This window comes from Ectorhizobium quercum, assembly GCF_026552795.1.
Lineage (GTDB): Bacteria > Pseudomonadota > Alphaproteobacteria > Rhizobiales > Rhizobiaceae > Ectorhizobium > Ectorhizobium quercum.
Genome location: NZ_JANFPI010000001.1, coordinates 433,335 through 449,227 on the forward strand (window position 1 = coordinate 433,335; position 15,893 = coordinate 449,227).

At 61.8% G+C, this 15,893-nt stretch carries 13 protein-coding genes, 1 tRNA gene and 1 pseudogene; 10 read left to right on the forward strand and 5 right to left on the reverse strand.

Annotation, left to right across the window (positions count from 1 at the left end; all coding sequences use genetic code 11):
* Window positions 1-24 precede the first annotated feature (24 nt).
* Window positions 25-1,227, forward strand: a complete 1,203-nt coding sequence (locus NOF55_RS01970; protein WP_306409633.1) for a polysaccharide biosynthesis/export family protein — start codon at window positions 25-27, stop codon at window positions 1,225-1,227.
* Window positions 1,228-1,365: 138 nt separating this feature from the next.
* On the forward strand, window positions 1,366-2,964 hold the full coding sequence (locus NOF55_RS01975) for a tyrosine-protein kinase domain-containing protein (protein WP_306409634.1): 1,599 nt from the start codon (window positions 1,366-1,368) through the stop codon (window positions 2,962-2,964).
* Between the two features lie 9 nt (window positions 2,965-2,973).
* On the opposite strand, the gene NOF55_RS01980 is transcribed toward NOF55_RS01975, so the two are convergent.
* Window positions 2,974-3,711, reverse strand: a complete 738-nt coding sequence (locus tag NOF55_RS01980) for an FkbM family methyltransferase (protein WP_306409635.1) — start codon at window positions 3,709-3,711, stop codon at window positions 2,974-2,976.
* Window positions 3,712-4,167: 456 nt separating this feature from the next.
* On the opposite strand from NOF55_RS01980, the gene NOF55_RS01985 reads away from it, so the two are divergent.
* Together NOF55_RS01985 and NOF55_RS01990 are read left to right on the forward strand one after the other, a co-directional pair.
* A complete protein-coding gene (locus tag NOF55_RS01985) occupies window positions 4,168-4,995 on the forward strand; it encodes a WecB/TagA/CpsF family glycosyltransferase (RefSeq protein WP_306409636.1) in 828 nt (275 codons plus the stop codon).
* 479 nt (window positions 4,996-5,474) lie between these two features.
* A complete protein-coding gene (locus tag NOF55_RS01990) occupies window positions 5,475-5,672 on the forward strand; it encodes a hypothetical protein (RefSeq protein WP_306409637.1) in 198 nt (65 codons plus the stop codon).
* A gap of 433 nt (window positions 5,673-6,105) precedes the next feature.
* On the opposite strand, the pseudogene NOF55_RS01995 reads toward NOF55_RS01990, so the two are convergent.
* Window positions 6,106-6,234: pseudogene (locus NOF55_RS01995) on the reverse strand (helix-turn-helix domain-containing protein); the annotation flags it as partial.
* 128 nt (window positions 6,235-6,362) lie between these two features.
* Between NOF55_RS01995 and NOF55_RS02000 the strand changes: the two are divergent.
* Complete coding sequence (locus NOF55_RS02000) at window positions 6,363-6,677, forward strand: hypothetical protein (protein WP_306410174.1); 315 nt, start codon at window positions 6,363-6,365, stop codon at window positions 6,675-6,677.
* A gap of 107 nt (window positions 6,678-6,784) precedes the next feature.
* On the opposite strand, the gene NOF55_RS02005 is transcribed toward NOF55_RS02000, so the two are convergent.
* A tRNA-Thr gene (locus NOF55_RS02005) sits at window positions 6,785-6,860 on the reverse strand.
* Window positions 6,861-6,983: 123 nt separating this feature from the next.
* On the reverse strand, window positions 6,984-7,943 hold the full coding sequence (locus NOF55_RS02010; RefSeq protein WP_306409638.1) for an NAD(P)H-dependent flavin oxidoreductase: 960 nt from the start codon (window positions 7,941-7,943) through the stop codon (window positions 6,984-6,986).
* Between the two features lie 251 nt (window positions 7,944-8,194).
* Between NOF55_RS02010 and NOF55_RS02015 the strand changes: the two genes are divergently transcribed.
* Window positions 8,195-9,346: a hypothetical protein gene (locus NOF55_RS02015; RefSeq protein ID WP_306409639.1), complete on the forward strand. Its 1,152-nt coding sequence runs from the start codon at window positions 8,195-8,197 to the stop codon at window positions 9,344-9,346.
* A gap of 15 nt (window positions 9,347-9,361) precedes the next feature.
* Here NOF55_RS02015 and ppk2 read toward each other — a convergent pair whose 3' ends face one another.
* Complete coding sequence (ppk2, locus tag NOF55_RS02020) at window positions 9,362-10,249, reverse strand: polyphosphate kinase 2 (RefSeq protein ID WP_306409640.1); 888 nt, start codon at window positions 10,247-10,249, stop codon at window positions 9,362-9,364.
* Window positions 10,250-10,491: 242 nt separating this feature from the next.
* On the opposite strand from ppk2, the gene phoR reads away from it, so the two are divergent.
* The 4 genes from phoR to pstA all read left to right on the forward strand — a co-directional run bounded on the left by phoR (window position 10,492) and on the right by pstA (window position 15,886).
* Window positions 10,492-11,664, forward strand: a complete 1,173-nt coding sequence (gene phoR / locus NOF55_RS02025) for a phosphate regulon sensor histidine kinase PhoR (protein ID WP_306410175.1) — start codon at window positions 10,492-10,494, stop codon at window positions 11,662-11,664.
* Window positions 11,665-11,955: 291 nt separating this feature from the next.
* A complete protein-coding gene (locus NOF55_RS02030) occupies window positions 11,956-12,990 on the forward strand; it encodes a substrate-binding domain-containing protein (RefSeq protein ID WP_306409641.1) in 1,035 nt (344 codons plus the stop codon).
* 83 nt (window positions 12,991-13,073) lie between these two features.
* Window positions 13,074-14,558: a phosphate ABC transporter permease subunit PstC gene (gene pstC / locus NOF55_RS02035; RefSeq protein WP_306409642.1), complete on the forward strand. Its 1,485-nt coding sequence runs from the start codon at window positions 13,074-13,076 to the stop codon at window positions 14,556-14,558.
* Window positions 14,555-15,886 (forward strand): phosphate ABC transporter permease PstA, encoded by a 1,332-nt coding sequence (gene pstA / locus NOF55_RS02040; protein ID WP_306409643.1) that lies wholly within the window; start codon window positions 14,555-14,557, stop codon window positions 15,884-15,886. Before pstC ends, pstA begins: the two co-directional genes overlap by 4 nt.
* Window positions 15,887-15,893 lie beyond the last annotated feature (7 nt).

A 15,893-nucleotide genomic window follows, 5' to 3' on the forward strand; every position in this document is an offset into this window, starting at 1 on the left:
GCACCGCTCCCGGCCCGTGTTCGCATGTCTGCATGGGTCCGCAAGGCGACCTCGATGGCGGCGCTCCTGTGCTGTCTCGCGGCGGGATCGGGCACCGCTTTCGCGTATACGCTCGACATTCAGGATCGCCTTCGCGTCTACGTCAACGAATGGCCGGCTCTGAACGGCGAAGTGTCGGTCGGGGCGAACGGCAGCGTGTCGCTTCCCGTGATCGGCGAGGTGGAGGCGCGCGGGATGCAGCCTTCCGAACTGGCCACGCAGATTGCCGACCGGCTGAAGGCGAAGGCCAATCTGCGGCAGCTTCCCGATGTCTCGGTCGATGTGGTCATGTACCGGCCCTTCTACATTCTGGGTTCCGTCACGACGCCGGGCGAATATTCCTACCGTCCCAACATGGTCGTGCTGAATGCCGTCAGCATCGCGGGCGGCGTCTATCGCGCGGTCGGGCTTTCCGAGTGGGATCTCGCCCGCACATCGATCAGCAGCACCGGCGAACTGAGGGTTGCCGAACTGCGGCGCTCGGCCCTGCTCGCCGAGCAGATTCGCTTCGAGGCGGAGGTCGGCAAGCGGGCGTTTCCGCCTACGCCTGCGGACGCATCGCCCGAACTGGTCAGGGCGATCGAGGAGCAGAGGGAACTGTTCGAGGCGGAGTTGCAGGGGTATGAAAACCAGAGCAGGGCGCTGGGTGCGGTCGTCCAGTTGCATGAAATGGAAATAGAATCCATTTCGCAGCAGCTCGAGGCGGTCGCCGGCAAGCTCGAATCCTTCGAGGCCGAACTGGCCACGGCCACCAAGCTCGAGCAGCAGGGACTATCCGTCAACCGGCGCCTGCCGCTTGCGCGCGACGTCTTCGATATCCAGCGCGAGCAGAGGCAGCTCGAGTTCGAGAAGGTCCGGGCCGAACGCGCCGTCCAGGACGCGAAGATCCGGATCGACGAACTGGACAGCCAGCGCAAGGCGGACGCGCTGTCGGGCCTGCAACGGGTGCGTTCGCAAATGCGCGAGCTGGAGGAACAGTTCGCAACGCTGAGCAGGCTGGTCAGCGGCGCCGTCTCGCAGGGCGAGGAACTGGAGCGGACCCGCGTGGCCGGCTCTTCGCCGAGGTTGCGCTTTACGATCGTGAGGGGCAACGGTCAGGACGTGCAGCAGCTTTCGGCAACGGAAACGACGCCGGTCCTGCCGGGGGACATCATCAAGGTGGATTTCGAGGGACGGAGTTCGATGTGACCCCCGGGTCTTCTATCGAGGCGCCCGGTTCGGCAGCTTTTCGTGGAATTGCGCAAAATTGAAGAGATCGGGCATTTCCGCGATCCGGCTGCGGCCGGAAATGTCCAGGCGGCGTAGAGAAACATCAAGAGAGATTTAATGTCCCTGCCCACTATGACGAAGAGTTTCGAAAAGTCTCTTCCCGTGTCATCGGATCTGCTCTACGACTGGCGCTGGATGGTCAGGACCATTCTCGGGCAGCGGCTGGTCGTGCTTGTCTTTCCCGCCATCGCCATCGTTCTCGCCATTGCCTATGTCATTTACCGGCCGGCCGAATACACGGCCACGTCGACGCTCAACGTCACCAACCTGCGACTGACGTTGAGCCGCGACGATGCGTTCTTCGCGGAATTGCAGTTCGATCCGACCTTCCTGGAAACGCAGATCCAGATCATTTCCTCGGAATCGGTCCTCACCGACCTTCTGGGCAAGATCGAGATCGAAGGCGTGCCATCCAACCTGCCGGAGCGCACGCAGGACAACAACGAAACCTTCGACATACGAGCCGTCGACGTCAGGGCGCTGGAGGAGTTCCGGCGTCCGCTCAACGTCCAGCGCGTCGGCATGAGCAATCTCGTCAATGTCAGCTACACCGCTTCCGACCCGAACCGGGCGGCGGAAGTGGCGAACGCCTTTACGAACGCCTATATCACCAAACTCGAACTGGACCGGTTGGAGGCCGCCGAGGCTGCCAGCAGTTGGCTTCGCGAGCGGTTGCAGGACGTGGGGCCGAAAGCGCAGGTCGTTTCCGTGGCCCTGCCTCCGATCCACAAGAGCAGCATGCGTGGGATCGTCATCATCGCCGCCGCTGCGGTGGTGGGAACGGCTGTCGGCGTGATCGCCGCACTGGGCGTTGCCTTGATCGATAACCGGGTCCGCAGCCCCGAGCAGATCCTGGATGCCCTCGGCGTGCCCTGTTTCGGCATTGTCCCGACGCTCGCGCCGGACCGGGGCAGCGACGGGGCGATGTTCCGCGAGGCGCTCGACCAGCCGATGTCGCCGCTCTGGCATGCGCTCCGGCATATCGACATCGCGCTTCAGGAAGCGGGAAAGCTGACGAAGACCCGCCTGATCGGCATCACGTCCACCGTGGCGGGCGAGGGCAAGACGACGATCGCGGCGAACTTCGCCATCATGCAGGCCAATGCCGGCAAGCGCGTCCTGATGGTCGATGCGCAACCCTATAACATGTCGCTTTCGCGGCTGCTTGCGCCGACGGCGGGCAGGGGCCTGTCGGACATGCTGCGCCTCGGCGATGGCAACCTCTCCTTCTATGTAAAGACGGACCGTGCGACGGGTCTGGATTTCCTGCCGCTCGGCGGCATGGACGCGCCGGAAAGAACGGCCCAACTCCTGTGGTCGGATGCGATGACGAAGTTCATGCCCTCGTTCGAGGGCTACGATCTCGTCGTGTTCGATCTTCCGCCGATGGTGGCTGTGGGCGACCTTTATGGCGCGGCGCGCATGCTGCACAGCTTCATCCTCGTCGTCGAATGGGGCAAGCCGACCAGCGAGGCGCTGCGGACCGCAATGGTGATGAACCCGCTGCTGCACGCAAAACTGGGAGGCGCCTTGCTCAACAAGGCGGACCAGTCACGCATGCGGCAGGTCTTCTCGCCATTCGCATCCCTGCTGATGAAGCAGCCGGCGCTTTCCGCCACGGCACGTCTGCCCTATCAGGGGCATGCGTCGTCCTGACCGGGCGGGTTACGATGCCACGAAGATCGCATTGGGCCCGCTGTTCTTGCCCGGCCGAAGTCCGCCCGCGTCGAGTGCGAATTCCCGGTAGCCGAGATTTCCGAGAATGGCGGATACGCCGTCGAAGCCCCTGTCTCTTTCGATGAGCATCGTCGGCCTGTGCCGGGTGATTGTATCCATCCCGCCTTTGATGACGCTGAGTTCCGTGCCCTGCACATCGATTTTGATGAGACCGGGAGAAAAATCGTAATCGTCGATCCGGCGGACGAGACACGATTGTTCGAAGATCTTCAGCTTCGATTTCCGGAAGAGATAGAGCGAGGATTCGCATAGCCAGCTCTCGGCGGCGTCACGATCCAGCGAAGCTAGGCCATCATATATGTGCCCATTGTATATCGGCGTATAGAGCGTGAATTTACCTGGCTTTTCGCCGAGGGCCGCATTGACGATTTTGATGTTCCTGTCGCGCCTGTAGCGAAGCTCGATTTTCTTGGCCAGAAGGACGTTCGGTTCAAAGGCGCAGATCTTCACGGTCTCGTTGTAGACCCTGATGGCCTCGATGCTCTGGCCGCGGTTCGCGCCGACATCGATGATCTCCCGTCCCGCGAGATCGATCAGGCGAAGGATCCCGAAATCCTTCTCGTGCGGACGCTTCAGCCATTTCCTGTAATGCCGCACGCCATTTTCTTTAAGAGCCTTTATGAACGGAATTTCGCTTTGGGCAGTCCGCAACAATTTGGCAATCATATCCCCCTCCCGTTTCAGTTTCCGCAAAGCTTTCCATGAAGCATCGTTCACGTGTGCGAGATTTAATCTTGATCGATATGTTCGGGTCCATCGCGATGTTGTTGAATTTTTTAGTTTAAATTTACGAATGGAATCAATGTATCATTCATTATGATGTAATTTATGTGCAATATAGATTATTTATTTGTGATTTGTAGATTGATCATGTGTTGAATTATACATGGAAGTAGCGATTGGAGCCCTATCCAGTCGAGAAACATTGAAGAATCCAGAATGAGTGCGGGATATCGCAGCAACCTGCATCACGAAATTTTAATTTGAAGAATAGAAATATTACCGAAAAGAGAACAGTCGCGTTAACGAATCGGTTCGTGACTGGATTGACTCTCTTTAAAAGAGCAATATTGTGCGGTCGGAAGTTAAATTTCTATAAAAAAGATTGAGGGAGAAGAGACCGTGGCCAATATTTTGATCGATACAGACATTTTTGAGAGAAAGGAATATTTTTTGAATGTTCCTTACACGAATATAGAATTCGAGAACGTTGTCGAATTAATCGACAGTGTTCATGGGTATGAAAAATTTTTTTATATCGTGACGCCGAATGTGGATCATGCAGTAAGATTGCGTGATAATGAAGCATTGCGGGATGTATACAGAGGCGCCTGGTTGTCGCTTTGCGATAGCAAGCCCATTTCCTGGATGGCGCGCGCGCTGTTTCTGCGTCTTTATCTTGTGACGGGATCGGATCTGACTTCAAGGCTGTTTCACGAAACCATTCGCGAAGGCGATCATGTCGTTCTGATCGCCCCGTATGAAGAGGTCGGGCTCAAGATGGCGAAGCGGTTTCCGCATATTGAATTCCGCTGTCATGTTCCTCCTCCGGACGTCATCAACAATCCGGATGCAATGGCCGAATGCGTCGATTTCGCCGCGACGGGAAGGCCCGATTTCGTGTTCATTGCGATCGGCTCGCCGCAGTCGGAACTGATCGCGCATCAACTGTCGAAAGAGCCCGGCGCGAATGGCGTATGTATCTGTTGCGGCGCGTCCCTTGAATTCATCACCGATCTCAAGAAGAGGGCGCCGGTTGGAATGCAGCGGTTCGGCTTCGAGTGGCTCTACCGGTTGATGTCGGACCCGCGCCGCCTCTGGCGCCGCTATGTTTTCGCGGTGCCGCCGCTGATTTCCATGTTCGCTGCCGAGGCGCTCAGGCGGGCGAAGATGGCCTCGTCTCCCGTCGGCATCAAGTCGGCCTTTTCCCGGAGATTGAAGAAAATCTGAGGGTTGGCTATAGCCGGCTGACCCACAAGGCCACGGTCTGCCGGTTCCTGTAGAAAGCCATGCGTCACAGGGTTTTCCGAGGCGGGTGGCTTTTGGCATATGGGCGTGCCAAAATCCTGTGAAGGTCCGATTGCCGTCGCAACCTTGCCCGTCACCACGATATTGTTCTGGTTCCTTCCGCCATTTATGGGCCGGGCACAGTCTCGACGCATGCGGTTATCCGCTTCCACCGGCAACTCTTTTGAACGGCTGCTTCCCGCCGATTGCACGATATCGCGGCATCGACGATGCCTGCTTCGGCATATTGTCGTGTTTGAAAACCGAAAGCCATCAGAACGCCTCCATCTTCGCGCAAGCTCACAGAGCGATACTCGACACCGAATGGCGGATCGTGCCCGGACAAGCCAAGGGCAACTGTCGGCCTCCTGTTTGCCTTCTATGTGGTCAGCATGGACGGCAGAAGCGCGAGGGAGAGAATTGTGGCGATACTGGAATATGCCTATATCATCATCGCCATTATTTTTTTGACGGCGAATTTCTTTGAGGGCCGGAGAAGACGGCTCCCTCTGATGGACCGGCTGATCGGATTCGGATTGTGCCTGTTGTGGCCGATCCCGCTATGCGTTGTCGCCTTTTCCGAACTCCGGAGCCTGAAGCCGAGCCGCAGCGACACCTGAACGGTCCCGGGTCCTGCGATGCAAGAGCCGCGCCGCTGGCGAAGACCCTTCTGCCGACGGCCGCAGAGGCCCCCCCATCCTGTCATTCCACCATTCACCTGCGGATCGAAAGCCGGGCAAGGTCCATTCCGGGCTCCGGCCACGTCCTGGACAGTCCGTATTCCCCGGCTCTTTATGTGTCGCTAAAACCGCGCCGGAGGCCTCCGTCGGACTTCACGCTGCCCCTCGCGTCTTTTCACCCCATAAACGCCTTCAGCATCTTCGCGGCACGGTCGAGTTGGTCGTCGTTCATACGCGACAGGGTACGGTGAATATCGGTTAGAAGCCGTGCCCGTTCCCTGGTGCCCGGCACGGCATCGGCGCCGAACAGGACAGGCGCGGGAACGTCGAGTGCCGCCGCAATCTTCTCGGCCGTCTCGAAAAGCGGTGCCGCGACGCCCCGCTCGATCTTGCCGATGGTCTCGCGAGAGATACCGGTTTGCCCGGCAAGCTGCTCAAGGGTCCAGCCCTTGGCTTTCCGATGATGACGCACATTCGCGCCGAATAGTCGTTGAAGCTCCATACGCACACCTCTGCCGGAGAGAGGTGGCAATGCAGTGCGCAAATCGAGAAATGAGAGCTTTGCATTCTCATAATTGAGAACTATAGATTCTCTTATACGCTAAACAGGATGTTGTGGTTCAGTTCGGGATGATTGGCGATATTTTCCTCCGGGCAGCAAGCTGGCTCCTGCTCGCCTTCTTCGGCGGTCAGGCGCTGATCTTTATCGGGCTGGTCCTGCGGGTGATCTGGACGGATACGATAAAGCCGAGGCTGATTCCCGCTGCGGACATCGACCGCGCAGCAGCAGACATCATCGCCAACCATCCCGATCCTGAGGAGGAGGCCTTCGCCCGCCACGAGCGCGCGTGGCACGATAGTGACGGCGCGGAACAAACCTATTGGTATCGGGTGCGGAAAGCCGTCAGGCGGCGGCTGCAGGACAGGCGAGCGATGGAGGAATGATCCGTTCGGGCAATGGGAAGAGGTGGCGCCTCACGGCAACTGCCGGTCGTCCGGCATTTCCTCCGAGGCGAAGCGACCGAAGCTTGCAACAGCGTGAGGAAAAGAGATGGTGCCGCTTACGTGACTCGAACACGTGACCCCGTCATTACGAATGACGTGCTCTACCAACTGAGCTAAAGCGGCTTGCTTCGCTGACCGGCAGGTCCGGCTCGCGTTTCGTGTGGCGGTGGATACAGGCAAAGCGTTTTAATTTCAAGCGCTGAATTGGGGAAAAATGCGGAAAGTTTGCCGCATTCTTCTCTCGTTTCAGAGCGCCAGCCGTTGCCGCGCGGCACGGTATTCTGCCGCCAGTCGGTCCACGATGGTTGAAACCGGTTCGACGGCTTTGACCGCGCCGACGCCCTGGCCGGCACCCCATATGTCGCGCCACGCCCTGGCGCCGTCGCCGGCCTTGCCGAAGTCCATTTTCGACGGGTCGGCTTCGGGCAGGCGATCGGGGTCGAGGCCCGCGGTGATGATCGAGCCGCGCAGATAGTTTCCGTGTATGCCTGTGAAAGAGTTGGAATAAACGATGTCCTTCGAGGCGCTTTCGGTCAGCGCTCTCTTGTATTCGTCGCTGGCCCGGGCTTCCTCGCTGGCGATGAAGAGCGAGCCGATATAGGCCATGTCGGCCCCCATCGCCTGGGCCGCGAGAATGCCGCCGCCGGTGGCGATGGCGCCGGCAAGAAGCAGGGGCCCCTCGAACCATTCGCGGATTTCCTGCACCAGCGCGAAGGGCGAGGTGGTGCCGGCGTGGCCTCCGGCGCCGGCGGCGACCGCAATCAGCCCATCCGCACCCTTGCGAATGGCGGAGCGGGCGTGACGGTCGTTGATGACGTCGTGCAGCACGATGCCGCCATAGGAATGTATCGCCGCGTTGACCTCCGGCACCGCGCCGAGCGAGGAGATCACGATTGGAACCTTGTATTTCACGCAGAGCGTCAGGTCGTGTTCCAGCCGCCTGTTGGAGGTGTGGACGATCTGGTTGACGGCGAAGGGCGCAGCCTTGCTGCCCGGGTTCGCTGCGTCGTGGGCGGCCAGTTCTTCGGTGATCTCGGCCAGCCATTCGTCGAGCTGGCTTTCCGGCCGGGCGTTCAGCGCGGGAAATGCCCCGACGATCCCGGCCTTGCATTGGGCGAGCGTCAGTGCCGGATGCGAGATGATGAAGAGCGGCGACCCGATGACCGGCAACCTGAGATTTTCCGTCAGAACGGACGGTAGCACCATGTTCTCCTCCCTGAGAATTGACGTTTACGATAACGTCAAAACAATAGCGGCGTCCCCGGCATCTGTCAGCCGTTTTGTTTCACGCGTCCGTTTTGCCGGTCTCGGCCGTCATTACGTGACATATGTCAATTCCAGCGGGGACTTGCCACTTCTGAGGCTTGCGGATTGCCATTCTTGCCGTTACCGAATCTTTCACGAAGTATTAACGGACCGGCGGAAGCGGTCCGTTGGGTTTGCGAGAAGGACGGCATGTGAACGGATTTGAAGCTGCCATCAGGAATGCGCTGGCGAAGTCCGACAGGACCAACCCCGAAATACGGGCCCGCATCTACCAGTCGGCACGTCATGCCTTGGAGGCGGGCCTGCGCAAGCAGGGCGTCAGCGACGCCGGCAAGATCGCGGCGCAGCGCCGCTGGCTGGAGCAGCTGATCGCCACCGTCGAAGCCGGCGAACAGCAGGCCGCCGCTGCATCCCGGCAGCCCTCCGGCAAGCGTATCGAGCCGGATTTGTCCTCGCACCCGGCCGCTGCCCCGGTGTCCGGCGGGCGCCGCGAACCCGGTCTGACGGTCCCGCCCGTGGAACGCGATGAGGACGACTACGACGACGATTACGCCGATGACGACGATCTGCGGGCGGAGCGAAGCGACGCGGTGCCGGACGGGGAAATGCTGGGTGCTGCCGGCTACCGGCAGGTGGCGCTCGAAGACGGCGTGACCGCCGGTGAGAACCGTGCCGCCCGCCCGCGCCGCCGGCGCGGCTTTTTCGCCCGCCTTTTCATCTATTTCATTCTCGGCGTTTCGCTGATCATGGGGGCCACCTGGCTATACATTTCCGGTGCGTTGCTGAGCCCGCAGCAGCGCGACACCAGCGTTCCCAATCCGCCGCCGAGCGTGGCCGACGAGGATTTCGCCGGAACCTCCTCCACGCCGAACTTCGATCCGCAGGGCGGGTTTTCGGGCGATTGGGTGGAGATTTTCACGCCCGATGCCGCGTCCCGCCTGAGGGTGGGCTCGGCGGCGCGGGCGGAGACGACCGCGAGCGCCGGCGGCCCGGCGGTCCGCATTACGTCCACCCGGCCGGGAGACGAGGGGCAGGTGCAGATCGACGTCCCGGTGGATGTGCTCAGTCGCATGGCGGGGCGCACGTCGACGGTGGCCCTGACCATGCAGTCGGCCACCAGCGAATCGGCCACCGTATCGGTGCAATGCCAGTTCGGCAGCCTCGGGCGGTGCGAGCGCCATCGCTTCACGGCCAATCAGGAGAAGTTCGATGCGCTGTTCCGCGTGACGCTGCCGCGTGGCCTGACACCCGGCACGCCCGGAGCCCTTCTGGTCAATCCCGGTCTCGGCGGCGCCGGCCGCAGCATCGACCTGTTTTCCGTGCGTGTCCTGCCCGGCGAGTAAGGCCGGGCAGGGTGCTCACTTTTTCAGGAAATCATATCCGAAGCCGAGAATCTTGTCGTCGATCTCGCCGATGGCGCTTTCGTCCTTGTCCTCATAATCGAGGCTGGAAAGGATGTGGCGGATGACGTTGATGCGGGCTCGCCGCTTGTCGTTGGCCTTGACGACGACCCAGGGCGCGTGGTCGGTGTGGGTTTCCTTCAGCATCCTGTTGCGCTTGTCGGTATAGTCGTCCCAGCGGGACAGGGCGGCGATATCCATTGAGGACAGTTTCCACACCTTGAGGGGATCGTGGCGGCGATCGTGGAAGCGCTTGATCTGCATCTCGCGGCCGAGGTTGAGCCACACCTTGAAAAAGTGGATGCCCTCCTTGACGACCATCTTCTCGAAGCGGGGCACCTGTTCCATGAAATGTTCGTATTGCTCCTGCGTGCAGAAGCCCATGACCGGCTCGACCCCCGCGCGGTTGTACCAGGAACGGTCGAACAGCACGAACTCGCCCGCTGTCGGAAAATGCGAGACGTAGCGCTGGAAATACCATTGGCCCTGCTCCGTGGTCGTGGGCTTGGTGAGCGCCACGATGCGGGCCGAGCGCGGGTTCATGTAGGCCATCGTCGCGGAAATGGCACCGCCCTTGCCGGCGGCATCGCGTCCTTCGAACACGACCATCACCCGCTGGCCGGTCGCCTGTTGCCAGAACTGGACCTTCACCAGTTCCTTTTGCAGCTTGGTCAGGGTCCGGATATATTCGTTTTCCTTCAGTTTTTTCTTGTGCGGATAATCGCCGGAGGAGAAGGCTGAGTCCTTCACCCAGTCCGGAAGCACCGGGTCGTCCACGTCGAAGAGGCGCTTTTCGCCATCGATCTCCAGTTCCACGACGCGTGTGCCCTTCTGATCCTGATGCATGCCAGTCTCCTTGCTGCTGTATTCCGGTTGCGCAGAATATATGTTTTCCGTCCGGGTTGAAGACCGGCGATGCGGAATTGCATATCTGACAAGATCGGATGATATGCGGTCGTGATTGGCAAGCGGGCGCAGCGGCCGGAAGGAGAGAGGTTTTGAACGGACAGCAGTCATTTGGAAGCCGTCTCGGCCGTGCCGTTGCCGCGCAATGGACCGTGCTCCTGGCCGTGGCGCTGGCCACGCTGATGTCCGCGCTTGCCGGCGCGCCGTTCTGGGCTGCGGCATCCGGCGGCACGCTTGCCGTCTTCGCCCTGCTGGCTGCCAATCTCCCGCCGCGCCGCGTCATCGACATCGAGCCGGAACCGGAGGCGGATGAGGCGGTGGACGTCGGCGCTCTCGTCGAGGCGGCCTGCGCCTCCGTTCCGGCGGCTCTCGACCTGCCGCTGTTCCTGCTCGGCAGGGACGGTTCCGTCATCTTCCAGAACCGCGCGGCGGAGCGCCTGTTCGGGCCCGTGCCGCACGGCGCGCATATCACGGCGCGGCTGAGGTCGCCCGGCATTCTGGACATGGTGCGGGAAACCATGACGACGGGCGAGCCGAACCAGATCGAACATTCCGAGCGCCTGCCTTCCGACGCCGTCTATGTGGTGCGCATCGCGCCGCTCGCGCGCGTTCTGCCGGAAGCTGACGGCGCGCATTACGTCCTTTCGCTGCGGGATATTTCCGAGTTGCGCCGCATCGACCGCATGCGGTCGGATTTCGTCGCCAATGCCAGCCACGAATTGCGCACGCCGCTCGCCTCGATGCGCGGGTTTATCGAAACCCTCCAGGGGCCGGCGAAGGACGATACCCGGGCGCGCGAGCGCTTCCTGTCCATCATGCTCGACCAGGCGACGCGCATGAGCCGTCTGGTCGATGATCTTCTGTCGCTGTCGCGCCTCGAGGTGAAATCCCACATCGCCCCGGACAGCATCGTCGATCTGGTGCCGCTGATCGGCAAGGTCAGGGATTCGCTCGCACCGCTTGCGGAGGAACTGGGCGTCGAGATTGTCATGGATGCGCCTCAGGGCAAGGTCGAGGTGGCGGGCGACCCGGACGAACTCGTGCAGGTCTTCGAGAACCTGATGGAGAATGCCTGCAAATACGGTCAGGAGGGCAAGAAGGTCGAGGTGCGCATCGCGAACGAGCCGGGCCGGCCCGTCGAGGTGGCGATCAGGGACTATGGACCGGGCATTCCGGCGGAGCATGTGCCGCGCCTGACCGAGCGCTTCTACCGCGTCAACGTGGAGGCGAGCCGCTCCAGAAAAGGCACCGGATTGGGGCTGGCGATCGTCAAGCATATCCTGACGAGGCACCGCGCGCGCCTCGTCGTCCGCTCCCAGGAGGGGCAAGGTTCGGAGTTTACCGTGCGTTTTTGACATAAAGGCGGGAAGCGTCACGGATGTGCGTAAAATCATATAATGATTTCAATATATTGGCTTGTCACAAATGTTTCATCGAAATGACATAAAAGGGAGGGCCAACGGGGGCTAAGAACCCTTGGCGAGGCCCAACGGAGCGGAGGAAAAGCACCGGAGAGCCTCGCGGCAAGTCACCGGCCGGCTCCGAAGATCAAGGACCGGCAGATGCTTTGAGGTTTCAAACAGCGCATGTCGCGCGCCGGTGCTGCCGGCGGCGTTACCATGTGCCAGCCCTGACGGGAGTTGTTCATGACCCTTCTGAAAATGTCCGCCGCCGCTCTGGTGGCCTCTGTCGCCTTTGCCGGCGCCGCTGCCGCCCGCGACCAGGTGCAGATCGCCGGTTCGTCCACCGTTCTGCCCTACGCCAAGATCGTCGCCGAAAACTTCGGCGAGACCTTCCCGCAGTTCAAGGCTCCGATCGTCGAATCCGGTGGCACCGGCGGCGGTCTGAAGGAATTCTGCAAGGGCGTCGGCCCGGAGACCATCGACATCGCCAACGCCTCGCGCCCGATCAACCCGAGTGAGCTGGAAGCCTGCAAGGCCGCCGGCGTGACGGAAATCCAGGAAATCCGTATCGGTTACGACGGCATCGTCTTCGCCACGGACAAGGGCAACCCGGACCTCAACCTGGTTCCGGCCGATCTCTACAAGGCCCTGGCCGCCCAGGTCATCGTTGACGGCAAGCTCGTCGCCAACCCCTACAAGAAGTGGTCGGAAGTCAATTCCAGCCTTCCGGACCTGGAAATCGCCGCCTACATCCCGGGCGAAAAGCACGGCACGCGTGAAGTGTTCGAACTCAACCTGCTGAGCGCCGGCTGCAAGGCCACCGGTGCGGCAGAAGAGCTGAAGACGCTGATTTCCGACGAGAAGGCCGCTGCTGCGGCTTGCATCGCGGTCCGCAAGGATGGCGCTGCGGTCGACATCGACGGCGACTACACCGAAACGCTCGCCCGGATCGCCGCCAACAAGTCCGGTATCGGCGTGTTCGGCCTGTCCTTCTATGAAAACAACGCCGACAAGCTGAAGGTCGCCACCGTTTCGGGCGTCGTCCCGACGGCCGAAAGCATTGCCGAAGGCGAATATCCGGTTTCGCGCCCGCTGTTCTTCTACGTCAAGAAGGCTCACCTCGGCGTCATTCCGGGCCTGAAGGAATATGTCGAGTTCTTCATCGACGACCAGCAGATCGGCCCCGATTCCCCGAACGTCGAATACGGCCTGGTTGCGGCTCCGGAAGCCGAACGCGATCAGGTCCGTGCGGACTTCGAAGCCGGCAAGAGCCTCTGATACATGGAAATCGGGCGCGGTGGTCTTCCGCCGCGCCTCCCTCTTTCGGCGGCCGTCCATGAGGACGGCGAAGGGAATACCCGATGAGCGGATCCGTTCTTCTCTTTTGCTTGCTGGTCATAGGCGTCGTGGCCTATTGGCTCGGTCGTCTGAGGGCCCGCGCCCTCGCCGGCCCGAAGCTGTCCTCCCTCCATTCGCGTCCATCCTATTACGGCGGCTATGTCGCGGTCTGGTCCGCGCTGCCGGCGCTTCTCATGCTCGGCGTGTGGCTGTCCGTCAGCCCGAGCCTCGTCCAGTCGGTCGTGCGCGGCGGTTTTCCCGAAGAGGTGCTGGCCGCTCCGCAGGCCACGCAGAACCTCGAATACAACATGATCCGCTCGCTGGCGCGCGGCCTGACGCTTCTGTCGCCGTCCGAGGCCACCTCGCTGGTCGACGGCTCCGGCGACGTTCGCGCGCTCCTTTCGGCGAAGGGCGTCCCGGTCGCGGGCGAGCCCAAGCCCTACATGATCCCCGCCGCCGTCGAACTCAATCGCCTCAGCGCCATCAGCCAGTGGACGATGACCGGTGTCGTCTTCCTCATGGCCGCCATCGGCCTTTTCTTTTCGCTGCGCGCCATCACGCCGAAGCTCAGGGCGCGCAACCGGGTCGAGCAGGTCGTGCTGGGCGGCCTGATCCTCGCTTCCTCGGTGGCGATCCTGACCACGGTCGGCATCGTCGCCTCGATGCTTGGCGAGGCGGCCCGCTTCTTCAGCATGGTTCCGGCCCATGAATTCTTCTTCGGCACGGTCTGGGACCCGCGTTTCGCCGCGGCCGGCTCGGGCAGTTCGGCAGGACAGTTCGGCCTCATTCCGCTGCTCGCGGGCACCCTTTACATCGCCATCGTCGCGATGGTCTTTGCGGTGCCGGTCGGCCTCTTCGCCGCCATCTACATGGCCGAGTACGCCAGCTCGCGCCTGCGCTCCGTCGTCAAGCCGCTTCTCGAAGTGCTCGCCGGCATCCCGACCATCGTCTACGGCTTCTTCGCGATGGTCACGGTCGGCCCGTTCCTGCGCGACCTCTCCGGCCAGCTGAACGGCCTGGTCTCCGGCAATTACGCCAGCTTCATCCAGGCGCAAAGCGTTCTGACGGCCGGCTTCGTCATGGGCATCATGCTCATCCCCTTCGTCTCCTCGCTGTCGGACGACGTCATCACGGCGGTTCCGCGCGCCATGCGCGACGGCTCGCTCGGCCTCGGCGCCACGCGCTCCGAAACCGTCAAGCGCGTCATCCTTCCCTCCGCCCTGCCGGGCATCGTCGGCGCCCTGCTGCTGACGGCCTCGCGCGCCATCGGTGAGACCATGATCGTGGTTCTGGCCGCCGGCGTCGCCGCCCGCATGCAGATCAACCCTTTCGAACCGATGACGACGATCACGGTCAAGATCGTCAACCAGCTCACCGGCGACCTCGAATTCACCTCGCCGCAGACGCTGGTGGCCTTCGCGCTCGGCATCACGTTGTTCGTCATTACCCTCTGCCTCAATGTCTACGCGCTGTACATCGTCCGCAAATACCGGGAGCAGTATGAATGAGTGAGATCGTTTCCAGCCCGGTCGTGGCCCCGGCAGGCGCCCCCGCTTCGCGCACGAAGCGGCGCGACATCGGCCTCAAGCGCCGCTATGCGGCGGAACGCCGGTTTCGTTTCTACGGGATATCGGCCATCGTCATCGGCATCTTCTTCCTCTTCCTGCTGATGTACACGGTGGTCAGCGGCGGCTACACCGCCTTCCGCCAGACGATGATCACCCTGCCGATCGAGTTTACGGAAGAGATCATCGATCCGAACGGTGAGCGCGCGACCAACCCGAACGTCCTGATCACCGCCAACTACCCGCTGCTCGCCCGCAATGCGCTGGCGAAGGAACTCGGCGTCGATGCCGACGACCGGGTGGCGATGCGCCAGGTCAATGCCATGATCTCGGCCAGCGCCCGCGTCCAGTTGCGCGACCTCGTGCAGGCCGATCCATCGATCATCGGCAGGACGGTCGACGTCGCGATCCTCGCCGAGGCCAATGTCGACTCCGCCTACAAGGGGCAGATCGACCTTGCGGTGGACGAGGGCAGCCGCAAGATTTCCGACCGCCAGGTCGGCTGGATCGAAGAGCTTTCCCAAAAGGGCGTGCTGGCGGGCCATTTCAACACCGGCCTGTTCGTCAACGGTGCCTCGAGCCGTCCCGAGGCGGCGGGCGTCGGCGTGGCCCTCATCGGCTCGCTCTACATGATGCTCACCGTTCTGGTCCTCGCGCTGCCGATCGGGGTGGCGGCCTCGATCTATCTCGAGGAGTTCGCTCCGAAGAACCGCTTCACCGACCTGATCGAGGTGAACATCAACAACCTCGCCGCCGTGCCGTCGATCGTGTTCGGTCTGCTCGGCCTCGCCGTCTTCATCGGCTTCGCCGGCATGCCGCGCTCGGCCTCGCTGGTCGGCGGCCTGGTGCTGACGTTGATGACCCTGCCGACGATCATCATCGCCACCCGCGCGGCGCTGAAGGCCGTGCCGCCGTCGATCCGCGCCGCGGCCCTCGGGCTCGGCGCCTCGCGGATGCAGACCATCTTCCACCATGTTCTGCCGCTTGCCATGCCCGGCATTCTCACCGGCACGATCATCGGGCTCGCCCAGGCGCTCGGCGAAACCGCGCCGCTGATCCTGATCGGCATGGTGGCCTTCGTCGCCGGTTATCCGACGACGCCCCTCCAGCCTGCCACGGCCCTGCCGGTGCAGATCTACATGTGGGCGAACGAGGCCGAGCGCGCCTTCGTGGAGCGCACCTCCGGTGCTATCATCATTCTCCTGCTTTTCCTCCTGGTCATGAACGTTGCGGCCATTCTTTTGCGGCGCCGCTTCGAACGACGCTGGTAAAACGAGG